The 17607-nt window shown below is 36.7% G+C and carries 18 protein-coding genes; 7 read left to right on the top strand and 11 right to left on the bottom strand.

Going from position 1 to position 17607, the window contains the following annotated elements; all coding sequences use genetic code 11:
• Window positions 1-8: 8 nt before the first annotated feature.
• The 5 genes from CLU97_RS11385 to CLU97_RS11365 are packed head-to-tail and all read left to right on the top strand — an operon-like array spanning window position 9 to window position 2074.
• On the top strand, window positions 9-656 hold the full coding sequence (locus CLU97_RS11385) for a GNAT family N-acetyltransferase (protein WP_121488031.1): 648 nt from the start codon (window positions 9-11) through the stop codon (window positions 654-656).
• A gap of 43 nt (window positions 657-699) precedes the next feature.
• Window positions 700-876: a hypothetical protein gene (locus CLU97_RS23675; protein ID WP_183084553.1), complete on the top strand. Its 177-nt coding sequence runs from the start codon at window positions 700-702 to the stop codon at window positions 874-876.
• A gap of 26 nt (window positions 877-902) precedes the next feature.
• Window positions 903-1127: a PH domain-containing protein gene (locus CLU97_RS11375; RefSeq protein ID WP_262689984.1), complete on the top strand. Its 225-nt coding sequence runs from the start codon at window positions 903-905 to the stop codon at window positions 1125-1127.
• Complete coding sequence (locus CLU97_RS24365) at window positions 1108-1236, top strand: SHOCT domain-containing protein (protein WP_121488028.1); 129 nt, start codon at window positions 1108-1110, stop codon at window positions 1234-1236. Before CLU97_RS11375 ends, CLU97_RS24365 begins: the two co-directional genes overlap by 20 nt.
• A 46-nt stretch (window positions 1237-1282) precedes the next feature.
• A complete protein-coding gene (locus tag CLU97_RS11365; RefSeq protein WP_121488027.1) occupies window positions 1283-2074 on the top strand; it encodes a class I SAM-dependent methyltransferase in 792 nt (263 codons plus the stop codon).
• A gap of 128 nt (window positions 2075-2202) precedes the next feature.
• Here CLU97_RS11365 and CLU97_RS11360 read toward each other — a convergent pair whose 3' ends face one another.
• The 3 genes from CLU97_RS11360 to CLU97_RS11350 all read right to left on the bottom strand — a co-directional run bounded on the left by CLU97_RS11360 (window position 2203) and on the right by CLU97_RS11350 (window position 4438).
• Entirely contained in the window at window positions 2203-2439 is a 237-nt protein-coding gene (locus tag CLU97_RS11360) for a YtxH domain-containing protein (protein ID WP_121488026.1), read from the bottom strand.
• Window positions 2440-2539: 100 nt separating this feature from the next.
• Complete coding sequence (locus CLU97_RS11355) at window positions 2540-3382, bottom strand: isoaspartyl peptidase/L-asparaginase (protein WP_121488025.1); 843 nt, start codon at window positions 3380-3382, stop codon at window positions 2540-2542.
• A gap of 168 nt (window positions 3383-3550) precedes the next feature.
• Complete coding sequence (locus CLU97_RS11350) at window positions 3551-4438, bottom strand: cyanophycinase (RefSeq protein WP_121489716.1); 888 nt, start codon at window positions 4436-4438, stop codon at window positions 3551-3553.
• A gap of 201 nt (window positions 4439-4639) precedes the next feature.
• On the opposite strand from CLU97_RS11350, the gene cphA reads away from it, so the two are divergent.
• A complete protein-coding gene (gene cphA / locus CLU97_RS11345; RefSeq protein ID WP_121488024.1) occupies window positions 4640-7270 on the top strand; it encodes a cyanophycin synthetase in 2631 nt (876 codons plus the stop codon).
• A gap of 182 nt (window positions 7271-7452) precedes the next feature.
• Window positions 7453-8883, top strand: coding sequence for a tetratricopeptide repeat protein (locus CLU97_RS11340; RefSeq protein WP_121488023.1), 1431 nt, complete (start codon window positions 7453-7455; stop codon window positions 8881-8883).
• Between the two features lie 48 nt (window positions 8884-8931).
• On the opposite strand, the gene ampC is transcribed toward CLU97_RS11340, so the two are convergent.
• The 8 genes from ampC to CLU97_RS11300 form a co-directional block, all read right to left on the bottom strand.
• The gene (ampC, locus tag CLU97_RS11335) at window positions 8932-10101 is read right to left on the bottom strand and encodes a class C beta-lactamase (RefSeq protein ID WP_121488022.1); all 1170 of its coding nucleotides are present in this window, start codon (window positions 10099-10101) and stop codon (window positions 8932-8934) included.
• A 338-nt stretch (window positions 10102-10439) separates the two neighbouring features.
• Complete coding sequence (locus tag CLU97_RS11330; RefSeq protein ID WP_121488021.1) at window positions 10440-10898, bottom strand: hypothetical protein; 459 nt, start codon at window positions 10896-10898, stop codon at window positions 10440-10442.
• 15 nt (window positions 10899-10913) lie between these two features.
• Complete coding sequence (locus CLU97_RS11325; protein WP_121488020.1) at window positions 10914-12092, bottom strand: hypothetical protein; 1179 nt, start codon at window positions 12090-12092, stop codon at window positions 10914-10916.
• 173 nt (window positions 12093-12265) lie between these two features.
• A complete protein-coding gene (locus tag CLU97_RS11320; protein WP_121488019.1) occupies window positions 12266-13099 on the bottom strand; it encodes a type 1 glutamine amidotransferase in 834 nt (277 codons plus the stop codon).
• 33 nt (window positions 13100-13132) lie between these two features.
• The gene (locus CLU97_RS11315) at window positions 13133-14254 is read right to left on the bottom strand and encodes a carboxylate-amine ligase (RefSeq protein WP_121488018.1); all 1122 of its coding nucleotides are present in this window, start codon (window positions 14252-14254) and stop codon (window positions 13133-13135) included.
• A 32-nt stretch (window positions 14255-14286) separates the two neighbouring features.
• Window positions 14287-15240 (bottom strand): RimK family alpha-L-glutamate ligase, encoded by a 954-nt coding sequence (locus tag CLU97_RS11310; RefSeq protein ID WP_121488017.1) that lies wholly within the window; start codon window positions 15238-15240, stop codon window positions 14287-14289.
• Between the two features lie 56 nt (window positions 15241-15296).
• Window positions 15297-16010 (bottom strand): alpha/beta hydrolase-fold protein, encoded by a 714-nt coding sequence (locus tag CLU97_RS11305; RefSeq protein WP_121488016.1) that lies wholly within the window; start codon window positions 16008-16010, stop codon window positions 15297-15299.
• Window positions 16011-16301: 291 nt separating this feature from the next.
• On the bottom strand, window positions 16302-17516 hold the full coding sequence (locus CLU97_RS11300; protein WP_121488015.1) for an acetyl-CoA carboxylase biotin carboxylase subunit family protein: 1215 nt from the start codon (window positions 17514-17516) through the stop codon (window positions 16302-16304).
• Between the last annotated feature and the right edge of the window lie 91 nt (window positions 17517-17607).

Here is a 17607-nt window from a genome sequence, read left to right as displayed (position 1 = left end):
ACGGAATCATGAAAGATAAAGTATCTGCGGAAATCGTAGAAAAATGGCTTAAAGGATGGTGCTTATCAAGAGAAGTACCTTTTCCCGTTTCCTATACATCAGGATTTTATGTGATGGTAGGAGACGAAAAGCAAAAAGAACGTTTCATATTTCCTGAGCTGAATGATGATTTTTTCCAGCTTGCCAACTCAATAGATGAACCCTGGATTTATCTGAAGGTGTCTATTTCTCCCGAAGAATTTATAAATAAAATCCCTGAACGGTGGAAACTGCAGCCACAGGGATATATGATGACCTGTTTTCATCCAATGAATTTCCCGAAAATCAGTCTTGCAGAAGGCTATCATTTAGAATTCTCTGAGTACAATACAACCTTCGTTGTAAGAATTACAGCAGAAAACGGCGAGCAGGCTTCTATAGGCCGTGTTTCTCTTACAGATGATATGGCCGTGTATGACAGAATTATTACCGAAAGGAATCATCAAAGAAAAGGACTTGCTACTTTTTTACTGAAAGAACTGGAGAAAATTGCCTTATCCAAAGGCGTTACAAATAATCTTTTAGTGGCTACCGAAGAAGGAAAGTTATTGTACGAAACCTTAGGTTGGAAGCTCTACTGTCTGCATACTTCCATTGTGATACCATCAGAAGACTGATTTTTTTTATAAATAAACTTAAAATAACCCATAAACGAAGATGATGAGTGAAAAATCAAGACTTGACGAAATAAGAGATGAATTAAAAAGTCTCGACATCAGCCCTACCATATTTGCCCGAAAAGAAATTCATGAACTACCGGATATCCTTTCACCGGAAGAAAAAATTGTCTATCTCGTTGAGGGCAGAAACAAATTGAACAACCACATATCATTTTAGTCGCAACTGACAGAAGATTGATTTTTGTGGATAAGGAATTTATGTACGGCTTGAAGGTAGAAGATTTTTCTTATAGCAAAATAAGCTCTATACAATATGAAACAGCGTTCTTGCTGGCTTCCATAGATATTCAGGTTACAGATGACATTGTAGAAATTGATGGCGTAGGAAAGTACCATGCCGAACTGTTTTGCGAAAAAGTAAGAGAATTCATGTCCCGTCCGGAAACTCATTTTCAGAGTAAGTTCTGAACCAAGTATCTTAGATCAGCTCGAGCAGTTGGGAAGATTAAAAGAAGCCGGAGTGTTAAGCGAGGAAGAATTTCTAGAGCAAAAGAAAAAATTAATGGAGAAATTATAAACAAATTGAAGGTATAGGGAAACTAATATAATTTAAAACTTAAATCATGGAAAATTACTTAGAAATAAACAGGAATTCATGGAACGCAAAAGTAGAACCGCATCTGAAATCGGATTTCTATTTTGTAGATGAATTTTTAAAAGGAAGAACATCTCTGAACTCCATAGAACTTGAACTTCTTGGAGATATACAAGGAAAAACCATTCTGCATCTGCAGTCTCATTTCGGACAGGATTCCATTTCACTGTCAAGAATGGGCGCTAAGGTTACCGGAATAGATCTTTCCGACAAAGCCATTGATACCGCCAGAGAGCTTGCACAGAAATGTGGCACGGATATAGAATTCATCTGCTCAGACGTATATAATCTGCCGAATGTTTTGGATCAGAAATTTGACATCGTTTACACAAGTTATGGAACAATAGGATGGCTTCCTGATCTTGAAAAATGGGCTGCTGTTATTGAACATTTCTTAAAGCCCGGAGGAAAGTTCATAATGGCAGAATTTCACCCTGCCGTTTGGATGTTTGATGATGACTTTGCAAAAGTGACCTACAGCTATTTCAATGAAAAACCTATTGTAGAGACTTATGAAGGAACCTATGCTGACCAGTCTGCACCTATTGTTCAGGAATATGTCATGTGGAATCACTCTTTAGCAGAAGTTCTAGATAATTTGATTAAAAAAGATTTACACCTAAATACTTTCCTGGAATTTGACTGGTCACCTTATCCTTGTTTCAAACATGTAGAAGAGTTTGAAAAAGGAAAATGGAGAATTCCACAATTTGGAAATAAAATACCGTTGGTGTTTGCTTTGGCTGCAGAAAAGAAATAATATGTTTTTAACCGTTAAGATCTTTACTTAAACGTCTTAAACGTTTAAATTAAAATAAAAAGTCATCGCAATTACTATTACGATGACTTTTTCCTATATATGAATGTTAAAAAAACTGCTCTTATTAATTAGCTCAGAGAATCTTCAGCCTTTGTTTTAGCTTCGTCTACTTTATTCTGAACCTGGGAAGCAACATCATTGGCTTTGCTTTTAAGGTCATTTCCCCATTTGTTAAGATTATCCTTTGCAGTATTGATCTTATCTTTTACAGCTTGTTGATCTTCAGGGCTTGAGTTCTTATATTTCCAATAAGCTAATGCACCTAAACCTAATAAAGCTAATAGTCCTTTTCCTTTGTTTCCCATGATTTCTATTTTTTTATGTTATTACTATTAAAATTTGTTGTTATGAATAATGTAAAATACGTGCCAAAAAAATAATCGGACTTATAAAAAAATGTTAAATTTAAGAAAAGACTTCAAAAATTTCACCGTCAAAACTGGCGAAAACCATAGTAGGATAGGAATCCTGATGATACACATTTCCTTCTTTATCAATAGCAATGGCACCTGCGAACCCATCAATAGTTTTAAGTTCATCAAAAGTTTTGCTGAAAGCCTGCTGAAGGTTCATACCATCTGTAACTCTTGTTACAATTTTTGCAGCAGTAGCATTGCTTACAATATCTTCACCTACACCGGTACAGCTCACTGCACAGAAAGCATTGGCATAATTTCCGGCCACCGTGGCAGAATCTGAAATTCTTCCCGGAATCTCAAAACCTTTTCCTCCGGTAGAAGTGGCAACAGCTAATTTTCCATCTTTATCAATGGCTACACAGCCTACCGTTCCTTTTCCGCCGTTGGCAAGTTTAGCTTCATATTCTTTTCTTCTCTGAGGAATTTCCGTAGAAAAATTTTCGAAACCATTCTCCGTAGCGTAAATTTTGGCTCCATTTCCTCCTAGAACTCTGTCATCCTCATTGATGAGATCTTTAGCCACAAAAATTGGGTTCTGTACATCCTGAATATTAATCACGCCGCTTAGCTTCTGAGTGTTTCCGTTCATAATAGCAGCACTCATACGGATTACACCATCACTTTGAATCTGGGAACCGATTCCTGCATTGTATAAAGGATCATCTTCCAGTAATGAAACGGCATAGGCAACTGTATCAAAAGCGGAATGGGTTGTAAGATAATCAAACGCTTTTTGGGCAATTTGTTTTAAAGAGTCCTGTTTAGCTGTTTTTACTTCGTGGCTTTGGTCACTTTCTGAGAAAAAACCGCCGTGGATAATGATTTTCATAGTAGATATAGGTTTCGTGTTCCGTGGCTTAATGCCCGGTTATTAAATAGGTAGAAAAGGTAGGGATTTTATTAATACGGGTTCCGTGTTTATCGTTTTGGAAAATTGAATCCTGATTATCTATAAAATATCAAAAGTATATACTCTACACGCATCCCGCATCCCGCACTACTTATCCTGTGGTATCGGATTAAACTGAGAATTTTCGATGGTTAACGTCTTTGTTGTAAGATCGTAATGATCATTCATAGACATTACATGTACCGTTAAATTGTCAATAGAAATAGGTTCTCCAAGATTGATGTTGGTAAGGTTGGTGTCTTTAATGAATCTTCCGTCTACTAAGATCACAAGACCGGAACCTACGGCTGTCATCACATCATTATGAATGAAAAGCCCGGTATCTTCTCCCAACCCAATTCCCAAAGTTCTTGGATTGTTTACTACCGCCTGGAAAAGTCGTCCGATTCTTCCTCGCTGAACGAAATGGGTGTCAATAATTACGTTATCTATTAAACCTAATCCCTGAGTGGTTTTGATTTCTCCTTTTAAAAGAGCTTCAGAGCTGCTTCCCTGATAGATCATATTTTCAGAAGCGGCAGCGGCACCAGCGGAAGTTCCGGAATAGATAAAATCCTGTTCCTGGTATTTTAATAAAATAGTATCGTGGAATCTTGTTCCTCCAAGAATAGAAGTCAGTCTCAGTTGGTCTCCTCCGGTGAACATCATGACATCGGCAGCATTGGCTCTTGCGACCATTGCATCAGAATTCGCTTCTTCACGGTTGTGGATATCCAGAACATTTACATTTTTGGCACCGAGAAATTCAAATGCTTTTTTATATTCAGAACCTACAATCTGAGGAATTTGAGAAGCAGTGGTGACAATTTCAATCACAGAGTCTTCTTTGTGCTTTGATTCGTTGATGATCTTTCTTAAGATCCCACGCTCAAAAAAATTAAGGTTCTTTTCTATATTTTGATCATAATCGGTTTCAGCAAAACTTCCTTTGTTTACAGCTCCTCCGATAACTATTAATTTTCCAACAGGTTTCATCATTGTACAAAATTAAAAAATAATTCACATTCACTGGCTAAATTCGTGCCATCTTTAGTTGATTTTTAATGTTTTAGGAATGTTAATTAAAATTAATATTTTTTTAATAAATCTTTAATTGTGGTATGGTTTCGTTTAGGGTTTTACATTATCTTTGGTTGTGAAAGGAGTTATTATTAAATGTTAAAATGCCAATAGACTATGAAAATCGAAAAGATTCAGGCACTAAGAGGTCCTAATATCTGGAGTATCAGAAGAAAGAAGCTGATACAGATGAGGTTAGACCTGGAAGAAATGGAGGATTATCCTACCAATAAAATAGAAGGTTTCCGTGAGAGAATTGAAAAATTAATTCCTTCATTAATTACCCACCGATGCTCAGAAGGAGTGGAAGGAGGCTTTTTCCATAGAGTGGAAACAGGTACCTGGATGGGACACGTTATTGAGCATATTGCTTTGGAGATACAAACTCTGGCAGGAATGGATGTAGGGTTTGGAAGAACCCGTGAAACAAAAACCCCCGGCGTGTATAATGTGGTATTCAATTATATTGAAGAAAATGCAGGTATTTACGCTGCAGAGGAATCTGTGAACATTGCAGAAGCATTAATAGAAGGAAAAGATTACGATCTGAACGCGTGTATTCACCGCTTAAAGGAAATCAGAGAACGTGTACGTTTGGGGCCGTCTACCGGAAGTATTGTAGAAGAAGCGGCTTCCAGAAGAATCCCATGGATCAGACTGGGGACAAATTCTCTGGTACAGCTTGGATATGGAGTGAACCAGCAGAGATTTCAGGCTACTATTACTGGAAAAACAAGTTCCATTGCGGTAGATATTGCCTGTAATAAAGAACTAACGAAAAGAATGCTTCACGATGCGGCTATCCCGGTTCCGATTGGAGATTTAGTGTTAGATGAAGAAGGGCTTAATACAGTAATCAAAAAAATTGGCTATCCGATTGTTTTAAAACCTTTGGATGGAAATCACGGAAAAGGCTCATCTATCAATGTTACAGAGTGGGAAGCAGCTAAAATTGGGTTGGAACATGCTCAAAAATATTCAAGAAAAGTAATTGTTGAGAAATATATTACAGGGTACGATTTCAGAATTCTGGTCATCAATAATAAAATGGTGGCCGCCGCAAGAAGAGTTCCTGCTCATGTGGTAGGAGACGGTGAACTGAATCTTCAGCAGCTTATTGAAAAAGAAAATAAAGACCCAAGAAGAGGCTATGGCCATGAAAATGTTCTTACCGAAATTGAGGTAGATAAAGATACACTAGAACTGCTTGATAAACTTCAATATACGATGGAAACAGTTCCTCAGAAAGGAGAAATAGTTTATCTCAAGTCAACAGCAAATCTTTCAACCGGAGGAACATCTATTGATGTAACAGATATGGTGCATCCGGAAAATATCACAATGGCAGAAAGAATTTCCAAAATTATCGGATTGGATGTCTGTGGTATTGATGTGATGGCGGAGAACCTTACTCAACCTTTAAAGGAAAGCGGTGGAGCCATTATTGAAGTAAATGCTGCCCCCGGATTCAGAATGCACCTTGCTCCAAGTGAAGGCTTGCCCAGAAACGTAGCTGCCCCTGTGGTGGATATGCTTTATCCACAGGGAAAACCTTTTACGATTCCAATTATTGCGGTAACGGGTACTAATGGGAAAACAACCACTACGAGACTTATTTCACATATTGTAAAAAGCAACGGGTATAGAGTAGGATTCACTACTTCGGATGGAATTTATATTCAAAATACCATGTTGTCAAAAGGAGATACTACAGGACCACTTTCAGCAGAATTTATCCTGAAAGACCCTACGGTAGAATTTGCTGTTCTGGAAACTGCCAGAGGAGGAATTCTGCGTTCCGGACTTGGTTTTTCACAATGTGACATTGGAGTCTTAACCAATATTGAAGAAGATCATTTGGGAATGAATGATATTCACAATTTAAAAGATCTTACCAAAGTAAAAAGGGTAGTACTGGATAGTGTAAAGAAAAGCGGTTGGAGTGTGCTGAATGCAGACAGCGAATATTCTATGAGAATCGTCAATGATCTTGACTCTAATGTGGCCATCTTTAGTATGGATGAAAATAATCCTCATATCGTAAAATTCGCAAAAGAAGGAAAAATCACCTGTGTTTATGAAGAAGGTTTTGTGACCATTAAAAAAGGAGACTGGAAAATCAGAATAGGAAAAGCCAAAGATTTCCCGATTACTATGGAAGGGAAGGCCAGATTCATGATCGAAAACGTATTGGCAGCGAGTTTAGCGAGTTACCTTTACGGATTCGGGATTGAAGATATTTCCAATTCTTTGAGAACCTTTATTCCAAGTGCTCAGCTTACACCCGGAAGACTGAATGTTTTTAAATTTAAAAACTTTAAGGTTCTGATTGACTTTGCCCATAATCCTTCAGGATATGAAGCCATTGAAGATTATCTGAAAAATGTGGAATCTACAAAGAAAATCGGTATTATTTCCGGTGTTGGAGACCGTAGAGATAACGATATCAGAGAATGTGGAAAAATTGCAGGAAGAATGTTTGATCATATCATCATTCGAAACGAAAAACATCTTCGCGGAAGAACCGAAGAAGAGATCAATGGTCTGATTATCGAAGGAATGCAGTCTGCAGGAAAAGATGTGAGCTATGAGATCATTCCTAAGGAAATAGAAGCATTGAAGCACGCTATGGGAATGGCGGAAGAAGGAACGTTTATCACTGCTTTGAGTGATGTTATTTCCAATGCCATTGATCTGGTACAGGAATATCAGGCAAGAGAATTGTTGGAAGACGATAAAAACGGATAGATCAATCTTTATAAATTTATTAAATTGCAATACAGAATAAAAATGTATTGCAATTTTTTATTGTACCCATTGCATTATAGAAGGTAGTTTTCAATGATCCAATAGAGGAAGTACATACTTTTAACCTTTTTTTAAAAGAGATAAAAAATAAAAATAATTAACTTGCCGTACGATCGGGTTTTATGAAAAAGGCATTTTTTATTTTCTTTCTTTATTTTTCTGTACAGTCTTATTCTCAAAATTATCCTCCTGCAAAGCTGGATAGTATCACAACGATCTATAAAAACAGAGGAGAATATGAAAAGGTGTTTCAGTACAATATTGAAGCGCTCCGACATTATAAAGAAAATAATAATTCCGAAGGAGAATCTTTAGCCAATATTAATATCGCCAATGCACTTTCTACATTTGATGAGCACCAGAAAAGCCTTCATTATCTGGATGAGGCTGGAAAACAGCTTAAATTAATTAATAACAATGGCCTGAACGCCAGACTGTGTAATGAAATTGCAAGAAACTATGCTTTTTTAGGCCTATATAATCAGGCTAATATTCAGCTTAATAAATCTATAGAATATCTGAAGCATGCTCCTGATACACAAGAGAACAGAAACGCTTTGTTTTTTGTATACATCTGGAAGTGGTCTAATTTTGAAGATTTAAAACAGCCGGATTCTATTAACATGATGCGGAGAAAAGGGTTGAAAGATTTTCCCAATGAACCCAAGATCTATGTAAGAATTGCAGAGCAATTTTTATCTAAAAAGCAACATCTAGATTCTATAGAATACTACCTGAATAAGGCATCTGTGTTAGCTGTAAAAAATAACAGTTCACTTCACGCTTTCGGAGCCATTGCCACAAGACGCGGAAATCTGTATACGCTGAAAAAAGATTATCCAAAGGCTCTTGAATATTATCAGGAATCTTTACCCATCTATCTGAAAATAAACCGGGGTGCAGATATTATAAACACGTATAAGAAGATTTATGAAACCTATCTGGCCTTACATGATCTTCCAAAAGCGAATGAATATCTTACAAAATATACTGAGCTTAACGACAGCATTCAGTCCGGAGAAAGAAAAGCGGTGGCTTCTGTTGTGAATAATTTTGCTATTGAACAGGAAAAAGAGAAGAATAATCTTTATCTTATTATCGCTGCCATTACAGGTATTGCCTTGGTGTCTCTTACTGCTGTATTTATGATCCGGAAACGGAATAAAAACAAAAATAAAAGAAGAGATGAGTTGCTTGAAGAACAGAATAAACTCATTACTGAGAAAATAGTAGAAACAGATCAGCTGAAAAGGAAAGTAGATACTTCCATTAATGATCTGGCTGAAATGGCCACATCCAATAATCCTTTTTTCATAAGTAAGTTTAAAGAAGTGTATCCTGAATTTTATGAAAAGCTGACTTCACAATATCCCGAACTTACCAATCATGATATAAAATTTATCGCTTATGTAAGGCTTAATCTTACCAATAAAGAAATCGGACAGTGCAGTAATGTAACGGTAAGAGCTGTTGAAACCAAGAAATACAGGCTTAAAAAGAAACTCGAATTACCCACAGACATGGACTTAGGGACTTGGGTTTTGGAGTTATAATGAATAGAAAATGCCTCAGATATGTCTGAGGCATTTTATGATAATCTATTATAGCTTTTCAGCTTTTTCTATATAGGATAAGATTTTATAAGCAATATCAATCCTTTCAGAATTAGGATAATTTTTATTCGCAAGAATTACGATACCAATTTTTTTCGTAGGAACATACATTACATACGCTCCAAAACCATTGGTAGCTCCGGTTTTATTGATTAAAACATCAAGTTTCGGTTTTTGATGCGGAAGAATTTCTTTCACAGGATTAGGCTTGAAAGCCATATCCGCGGAATTTCCCTTTTGAAGCTGTTCCAGTGTTACCGGATAATTATATTGTTCCCAAATCAGATCTTGAGTCATTTCTGCGGTATTAAAATAACCGGTATGTGTATTCATTATGGCTGCGGATAATTTACTGTCAATGTTTCCAATTCCCATATTGGCGTCTACAAAAGTAATCATATCCTGTGTACATGATTTTACTCCATAAGCTTCATTTGCCAAAACTCCCGGATTTACACGAATTGGTTCATCATTTTTACTATAACCGAATGCATATTGACTCATATTTTCAGCAGGTACTTCATAAAAAGTATTATTCAACCCCATTTTAATGAAGACATTTTGGGTCATTGCTTTGGTGAAAGGCTGTTTGAATGTTTTTCCGGCAATAACACCCAGAAGGCCAATGCTTGGATTAGTGTACATTCTTTGGGTACCTGCCGGATAATCCGGCTTCCATTTATTATAGTAATTAATGAGTTGTTCATTATTAGTAATTTCATCAGGTAGCTGCAATGTAAATCCACCGGCTGTATGCGTTCCGAGATTGTAAAGTTTTATCTGGTCAAAAGCTGGATTTTTAATTTCGGGCATATATTTACTTACAGGATCAGATAAGTTAAGCGTTCCATTCACTTGTGATAAACTGGCTAAAGTAGCCGTGAATGTTTTGCTTACAGAACCCAGCTCGAATAAAGTTTTATTGGTAACTTCTATTTTGTCTGCTTTTGAAGCCAGTCCGTAATTGAAAAAAGTATGTTTACCATTTACTGTTATGGCAATACTTAATCCAGGGATATCATTTTTTTCCATCACGGGCTGTACCAAGGCGTCCAAATAATTGTCAAAATCTGAGGTCTCATTTTTCTTTGGATTATTACAGCTTGATAAAAAAGATAAACATAATACTGCAACAGATATGTTTTTTAAATTTCGCATAATTTTAAGATTTTATAATTGAATTTTTTACTACGATTTACAAAGAGAAGTTTCCGGGAAATTCTTAAGCGAAAGTAAAATAAATTTGCAGCATGAGTACTACTACAATTGCACTACAGTAATTTATTTTGTTGATAATTAGTGTTTTGTGATTTTATTGAAGGGCTTTTGAAATAACAGGGAATTGGTTTGAAATAATTATCTGAAAGTCTTTTATTGTTCAAAAGAAGTGATAATGAATAGAGGTGCATAAAAACAGGCTTCGGCTGAACCAAAGGTTCAGCCGAAGCCTGTTTTTATAATTTAAAGAATATACTGCTGGATATTTACAGCAGTCCTTATAAGCTTTCCCAGGTTTTCTTAATTTTCTGCATTTTCACAAGATAGAAATACAAAGGAATTAATTCAAGTCTTATTGTGAAGTTGATATGGGAAAAAGTAAAAGGAATAATAACCATCATGATTAAACAAATACCAATACCTATGATTGCATCAACTATTGCTGCCTGTACCGCCCATTTTTGCTCGAACCAAAGTCCATAGGCAACAATACCTTTATATAGAAACAGGAAAGAGATCAAAAGTCCTGTCATTGAATAAGGATGATTTGCATTTATTCCATATATAGATAAACTAATATGAGTTAAAAAAGAGCCTGACATTAATAAAATAGCAGCTACTGCTCCTCCAATTAAAAAGATCCATAAGAAAATTTTAATCCATGTGGGTAATAGGTTCCGTCTTCGAGTTAAAGTAGTGTTTTCAAATTCTGCAAAAGCTGTTGACTTTTCTTCCATGTATTATAAGTTTTTTTATCCAAAAAAAGCATTCGAACTTCCGATCCAGATGGCATCTTTTTTATTGAAATCTACATTTACCATTGCTGCTTTCGTCATTCTTCCCAGATTCTCCAATAGGATAGGGCGCTCGTCATTTTCCCGCCAAATATATAACAAACGGATCTCTGCTTTTGAAAACTCTCCGTTGATATCTTCAAAAATAGGCTCATAGGTTACCTTTCTTTGTAAAATGTAGTTTTCCTTATCCTGAATAGTATCGGTTATTTCTTTTGTTGGATTTAAATTAACTCCGCTTCCCGCAAATGAAAATAATGGTTTCAATACAAAATCTTCAAGATTTTCGTGTTCCGGAAACTCATGCAGGAAATAGCTTTTCGGAACAAACTGATGGTTCAATAAAGGTAAAAGAAACTTTGAGATTTTAAAAAACCAGTTCGGATGGGTGATCCATTTGACATCTACTTCCTCACGGAAATTAAATTCTGTAACAAGATCCGGAATATTATCCAGCTCGTCAAATATGATACGGTTGTAGATTCTTTTAATCTCCGTTAACTTTCCGTTATTTTCATAATACAGTTTGCGGCCTTCCTTTTTTACCTTGGTAAGACAAACTGTTTTTATTCCTAACAATTTTTCTGTTAAAGCAAAATCAACAGCTGTTTTCTGTTTTTCCGGGAAAATTTCAAGCAGAATTACATTTTCTGGGTTTTCACCGCCTACAATTAACTCCTTCAAATAATTTTTAAAGGTTTCATGAGGCATAGGATTTTTGATTTCTGAAAGAAAAGGATACACCTCACAGAACGTTTCTTCATATACTTTCTGGAAAGCGTATAAAGAAGGAAATGCCTGAAGCTCTATTAGTTGAGGTTCTATTTCTCCGTTTTCACTTTTGCAGACTCCAAAATCTATGGTGAAAAAGTGAGGCTGATCCGTATCATTGGGAACCCTGCAGTTATCCGGAATGGCTTTTTGTAGAGCCTCTTTTGGCATGGCCTTGATCTGGCTGATGATGCTTTCGCTGGCGTCTATAAGTTTTGCTTCAAATTCTTTAGTCAGAAAAATAGGACTTTCTGAAATTCTGAAAGTAGGGGCTATCCCTCCTTTTTGCAGTAATATATCTTTTACCTGACTGTATTTTTCCTCCGAAAACTCCTGATTAAATTGTTTTCTGTATTTTGGAATCATATTTTTTTTCTTTTGTGATGTTAAAAAAATCGAGCATTTCTGCCCGATTGTTATATGTAGCTGGAAGAGGGAAGTTTTCAAGCCTGAAAATATTTATTGTTCATAAATAAAAGGATAGTTAGTAGTCTTAACGAATAATAACCTCCAGCATCCTTCTTCCAGCTTCTAACCTTTTAAGCCAAAGATTCAGCTTCTTTCAAAATGTTTTTTTTTGCAAACTGAAGGAATCTCGGAAGGATCTGATTTCTGGTCAGAATGATTTTGTCCTCATCATCTATCCTGTCTACGGTTTCAAGATATTTTTCCATTCCGAAGTTTTCAATCATAGCTTCTCTGTTTTTTTCATCTTTCAGATTTTCAATCAGAGCTTCAGGGCTTGCTTCCGGATGAAACTGAGTTCCGAATATTTCTTCCGAAAAACGAACCGCCATTACCGCTCTTTCCAGATTGATATGTGGACGGAATTTTTCAATCGCCATAACGGTCATTCCAAGTTCTTCAAAACGTTCATGATTAGGCTCAATAAACTGATAAGCTCTGGAATCTACAGCATAAAAGGGATCCTGAAGATTTTTGAATAAAAATTCCTCTTTGCCTTCGTCTGTTTTATGAACAGGCATTACCCCGAAAGAGTAAGACTTTCTTTTGCAGATATTTCCCAAATCCCAGTGAATGCTTGCCAATTGAAATGAATGGCAGATCAGGAATAGATACTTTTTATCCTCACTGTATTTATTATGTTCTAAAACAGAGTCTAGAAAATGAGAAAACCTATCTTCCCATGCCAGACCTTCACGATGTGGATTTCCCGGACCACCGGAAGAAATGAAAATATCAAAATCTTCGATCTCCGGCATTTCATCTTTAAATCTCACATCAAATGTCTTGATCATCACATTTTCTTCAGAGCTCTGCTGAAATGCTTCTGAAATTTCTTTAATGTTTCTAAAGCCTTGATTTACATGATTGTTGTTCATGTCCAGCAGAGCAATTCGAATATCTTTCATTACAACATATTTTTTGTAAAGTTACCAAAAATATTATGAAGCAGGTTCACCATGGGTAATACCATACTCTGTTTCAGAGATCATATAATCAACAACTTTCGTCAGATCCCCGGTTTCCTTAAAGATCTGAAGCTGTCTGTCTGCTCCGGTACCGTTTTCAAGGATCTTCCATGCATACTCCACTTCATTACGGCATCCTAAGTCGTCTACTACATCATCAATAAACTCAAGAAGTTCTTTCAGTAAATGCGGATAAGGCACAGATTCTTCTTTCCCAAAATCAATCAGATGGGCTTCAATACCACTTTTGGAGGCACGCCATTTATTTTCATTCAAAAGCAGTCTTCTGTAGCTTCTGAAGCTCAGATTCTGCTGGTGAAGTTTGTAAATTTTGGCAACTAAACACTGCATGATGGCCGCAAGACATACGGTTTCATCAATTCTCAGTGGCATATCACAAATTCTGAATTCAATCGTAGGATAGAACGGGTGAACGCGCAGATCCCACCATATTTTTTTTGCATTGTCTATGGTTCCTGTTTTTACCAGAAGATCTACATAGCTGTCAAATTCCGCCAGTGAATTAAAATAGCTCGGGATACCGGTTCTTGGGAATTTTACGAAAATTTCCTGTCTGTACGATTTGAAACCTGTGTATCTTCCAATCCAGAATGGTGAATTGGTAGAAAGGGCATACACGTGAGGAAGGAAATACCGCATAACGTTCTGAATTCTTACGCCTTCTTCACGATTGGGAATTCCAATATGAACATGCAGTCCGAAAATAAGGTTTTCACGGGCTACATCCCCCATATCATCCACAATCTTGATATATCTTTCTCCTTGAGTGATGCTGTTATCTGACCAGTGTGAAAAAGGGTGAGTACCTCCTCCGGAAACACGAAGTCCCTGCTCATGTGCGGTATTGATAAGATGACGTCTTAAATTCGTTAATTCAGCTCTTGCTTCCTGAATATTCTGGCAGATGCCCGTTTCCATTTCAATCATGGATTCGTGCATTTCGTGCTTTAAATTTTCACTTAAAACAGCTTTACCACCTTCAATGATCTTTGAAACGTGAGAAACAAGATCTCTGCTTTCAACATCAATGATCTGATATTCTTCTTCAATTCCAATAGTAAACTGATGATGCATTTATTTTTGTGTTTTTTAATTTTTTTTCAATGTTATTTTATGGAATCTTTTACAAAGGTTCCCCAGGCAATGTTAGGTTTCCCCGGAACATATTCTTTAGCTTTTTCTATAGCCAGTTTGGCAGCATGCTCTATAATCCATGCAAAGTTTTCTTCTCCTACAGAATTTCTGTCGGCATCCGGAGCCGGGTTACAGAAGTCGATGGCATAAGGAATTCCGTCTCTTACGGCAAATTCTACTGTATTGAAATCATAGCCTAAAGCTTCATTCATTTTAATGGTATAATCATGAATGGTTTTCAGCAATTTCTCAAGATCTTTTCCTTGGGTCTGGTGAGTAGTTGCATATCTCAAATGAGGTGCATTTCTCGGTTCATAAGGCATAATATGAACATATTTTCTGCCCAGGCAGTACACTCTGTAATAGTCATCAAAGACAATTTCTTCCTGCACCATCATTACCAGCTGTTCCGTTTCTCCTAGTTTGTTCCAAAGATCATCCGGGTTTTCTACTCTGTAGACACTTTTCCAGCCGCCGCCATCGTGAGGCTTCATATATGCCGGAAATCCTACATAATTGAAAATATATTCCCAGTCATGTGGAAATTTAAGATTTCTGAATGAAGTTTCTGAAGTATTCTCCGGTCTTTCGTGTGACGGAAGAAGAACAGTCTTAGGAAGCGGAATTCCCAGTTTAGACATCAGGGCATTGTTGAAAAATTTTTCGTCCGCGCTCCACCAAAACGGATTGTTGATCACATAAGTACCGTTAAGTGCTGCGTTTTTCAGATACGCTCTGTAAAAAGGAACGTCCTGCGAAATTCTGTCGATGATCACTGCATAGCCATAATCTGCGCCCTGTTCCAGTTTGTCTATATTAACAGGTTCAGCTACGATTTCTCCACCTCCCAATTCATTTACTTTGTCTATAAATGCCCAGGGAAACGTGTCTTCCATACCGAAAAGAATTCCTACTTTTTTTGTCATAATTTTTGTTTTTAAGATGGATGATATTTTTTCTATTTGTTTTTTTATTGTTTAATTTAAGAGAAGAATGTGCCTATAAAGGTAGGGAAGACCATTCTCCATAAAGGCCAGTCGTGGCCTATCCATTTTCTTTCGTCATACCAGAAGTCTATGCCTTTTAGTCTTAAAATTTCTGCCATTTCTACATTTTTTTCTTTGCAGATGTCCTGATCAGAAGTACTCAGTACAATGTGCATATGTTTGTATTTCCAGGCTTCATCATTTCTTACAAATTCTCTTGGACAGTTGAAATAGACCATTTCATCAGAATAGCCATCCATGAAATTTCTTATGCTGAAAGCCCCGGAAAGGCAGAACAGATGGGAAACCACATCCGGAAACCGGAATGCAAAATTGGCAGCATGATATCCTCCGAAACTAGCTCCGGCAACTGCTACACGATGCGTTTTGTGAAGCTTCTGAATATAAGGTACAAATTCCTTAATCAGAAACTGTACATATCGTTCGTAGTTTATTATTCTTTGCTGAGGAGAGATTTTATCATCATAAAAACTCCAGCTGTCGATGGTCTGCACATTGTAAAGTTTTACTTTTCCCTGTTCTATAAACCAGTTGATGCTTCCGTTGAGATGAAAATCATGGTTTTGGGTGTATTGTCCCTGCGAAGTAGGAAACATGATGATAGGATGACCATAATGTCCGGTCACTTCTACCTTGAGACTTGTTCCCAATATGTGTGAATAATAATCTGTATGTTCTATATGAGGCATTTTTTTGTGTTTAATTATATTAATTCAATAAATTCTATTCCTCCAAGCTGATCTTTTTCTAAAATATCCAATACAAGGGTTCCAAATTTTGGATGTTCAAGAATGATATTTTCTTTAAAGATCCATTTTGAACCTGGTTTATTGGCATTGATTGAGTCTGTGAACTGATAATATGCTTTGCCATTTTCCGGAATTGATGTTCTCTAGATTACATTTTAGAAGTGATTCTTCAGGTAAGTTGCATATTATGAATTCGATAACATTTTGAATGTCAATATCAGGGTTCATGATTTAGGAGCTGAGCTTGCTGCTTTTTGGAGGTAAAATATTCAGCATATCTGCATGAATCATTTCGGCGGCTGCGTCCAGTCTTTCCTGTACAACAGATGCATCACCGGATTTGTACACAATTCCGACGTGATAATCTATGGGAAGAAACTTTACGACTTCTTCACATTCAAAACTGCTGTAGTTCGGTTCTTTATCTTTAATCAGTGCTACAATCAGTCCGGAATAGTATCCTGTAGGAGGAGAAACATCGTAATCATTTCCTCTCAGAAGGGCGTCTTCAATCTTAGCCCATTCTCTCCAGATATTAATGCCGCTTGAAGCTTCTACCAAATCAGGAATATGAGCTCCACCAACCCTTGACGAAGTTTCCAGGAAGTACCATTTTCCATCTTCTTTTCCACGGATAAATTCTGTATGGGTAGCGCCATTAATCAATCCGAAATTGGAAAGTACGCTGGCGTTAATTTCTTCTAACGCCTTAAACTCTTCAGAATATCTGCCTAAAGTTTTGGATCTGAATACTCCGCCTTCATGGGAAACCTGCATAGGAGGAGCAAGGTATTTCGAAGCAGATGTGAATACAATTTTTTTATTAAAAGTAAGGCTGTCTACATGGTAAACATCACCGGGCTTAAAGCTTTCCAGTAAAAAAAGATGACGTTCTTCTCCCAATGTTTCTAATGCCTCATAAAGCTGTTCTTTGGAAGTTATTTTTTTGATTCCCGATGCAGAAGCTTCGGAACGGGGTTTCAGTACCCATGGTGCAGGAACACGGTCTGTAAATTCGTTCACCTCATCATCATTAAATACCGCTGTAAATTCAGGAACGCTGATCCCGGAATCTTTTGCTTTTTGGCGCATGGCCAGTTTATCTCTGAAATATCGGTGTGTAGTCTGTCCCATTCCCGGAATACGGAATGTTTCTCTGATTAATGCGGCTTTTTCTACGTCATAATCATCCAAAGCCACTACAGCATCCACCTTTCTGGTTTTCATCAGGTGTGAGAATCCCTGAATGAGATGCTCCAGATTCCATACAGACGGCTTAAGTTCAGGCATATAAAAGGTTTCCTCAATGGCATGCCAGGGCCAATCCTTTTCTTTGAGGTTTTCCGAAGTTACAAGAATGATTTTATTGCCGAGTTTCTTCATCTCGTCCATAAAATCGTAGCCCTTGTAATAGCACGAAATACACACAATCGTTTTCTTCTCCATATAATGTTTTTTAAGATTTAGTGAATTTTCAAAAATAAAAGCATTTATTTATTATTTTATTAATAGTAAAAAATGAAATATCATGCGGTTT

Origin of the sequence: Chryseobacterium sp. 7, assembly GCF_003663845.1 — a bacterium.
In the GTDB taxonomy this organism is placed as follows: domain Bacteria; phylum Bacteroidota; class Bacteroidia; order Flavobacteriales; family Weeksellaceae; genus Chryseobacterium.
Note: the sequence above shows the minus strand (reverse complement) of the source record. Positions and strands in the feature narration are given on the sequence as shown.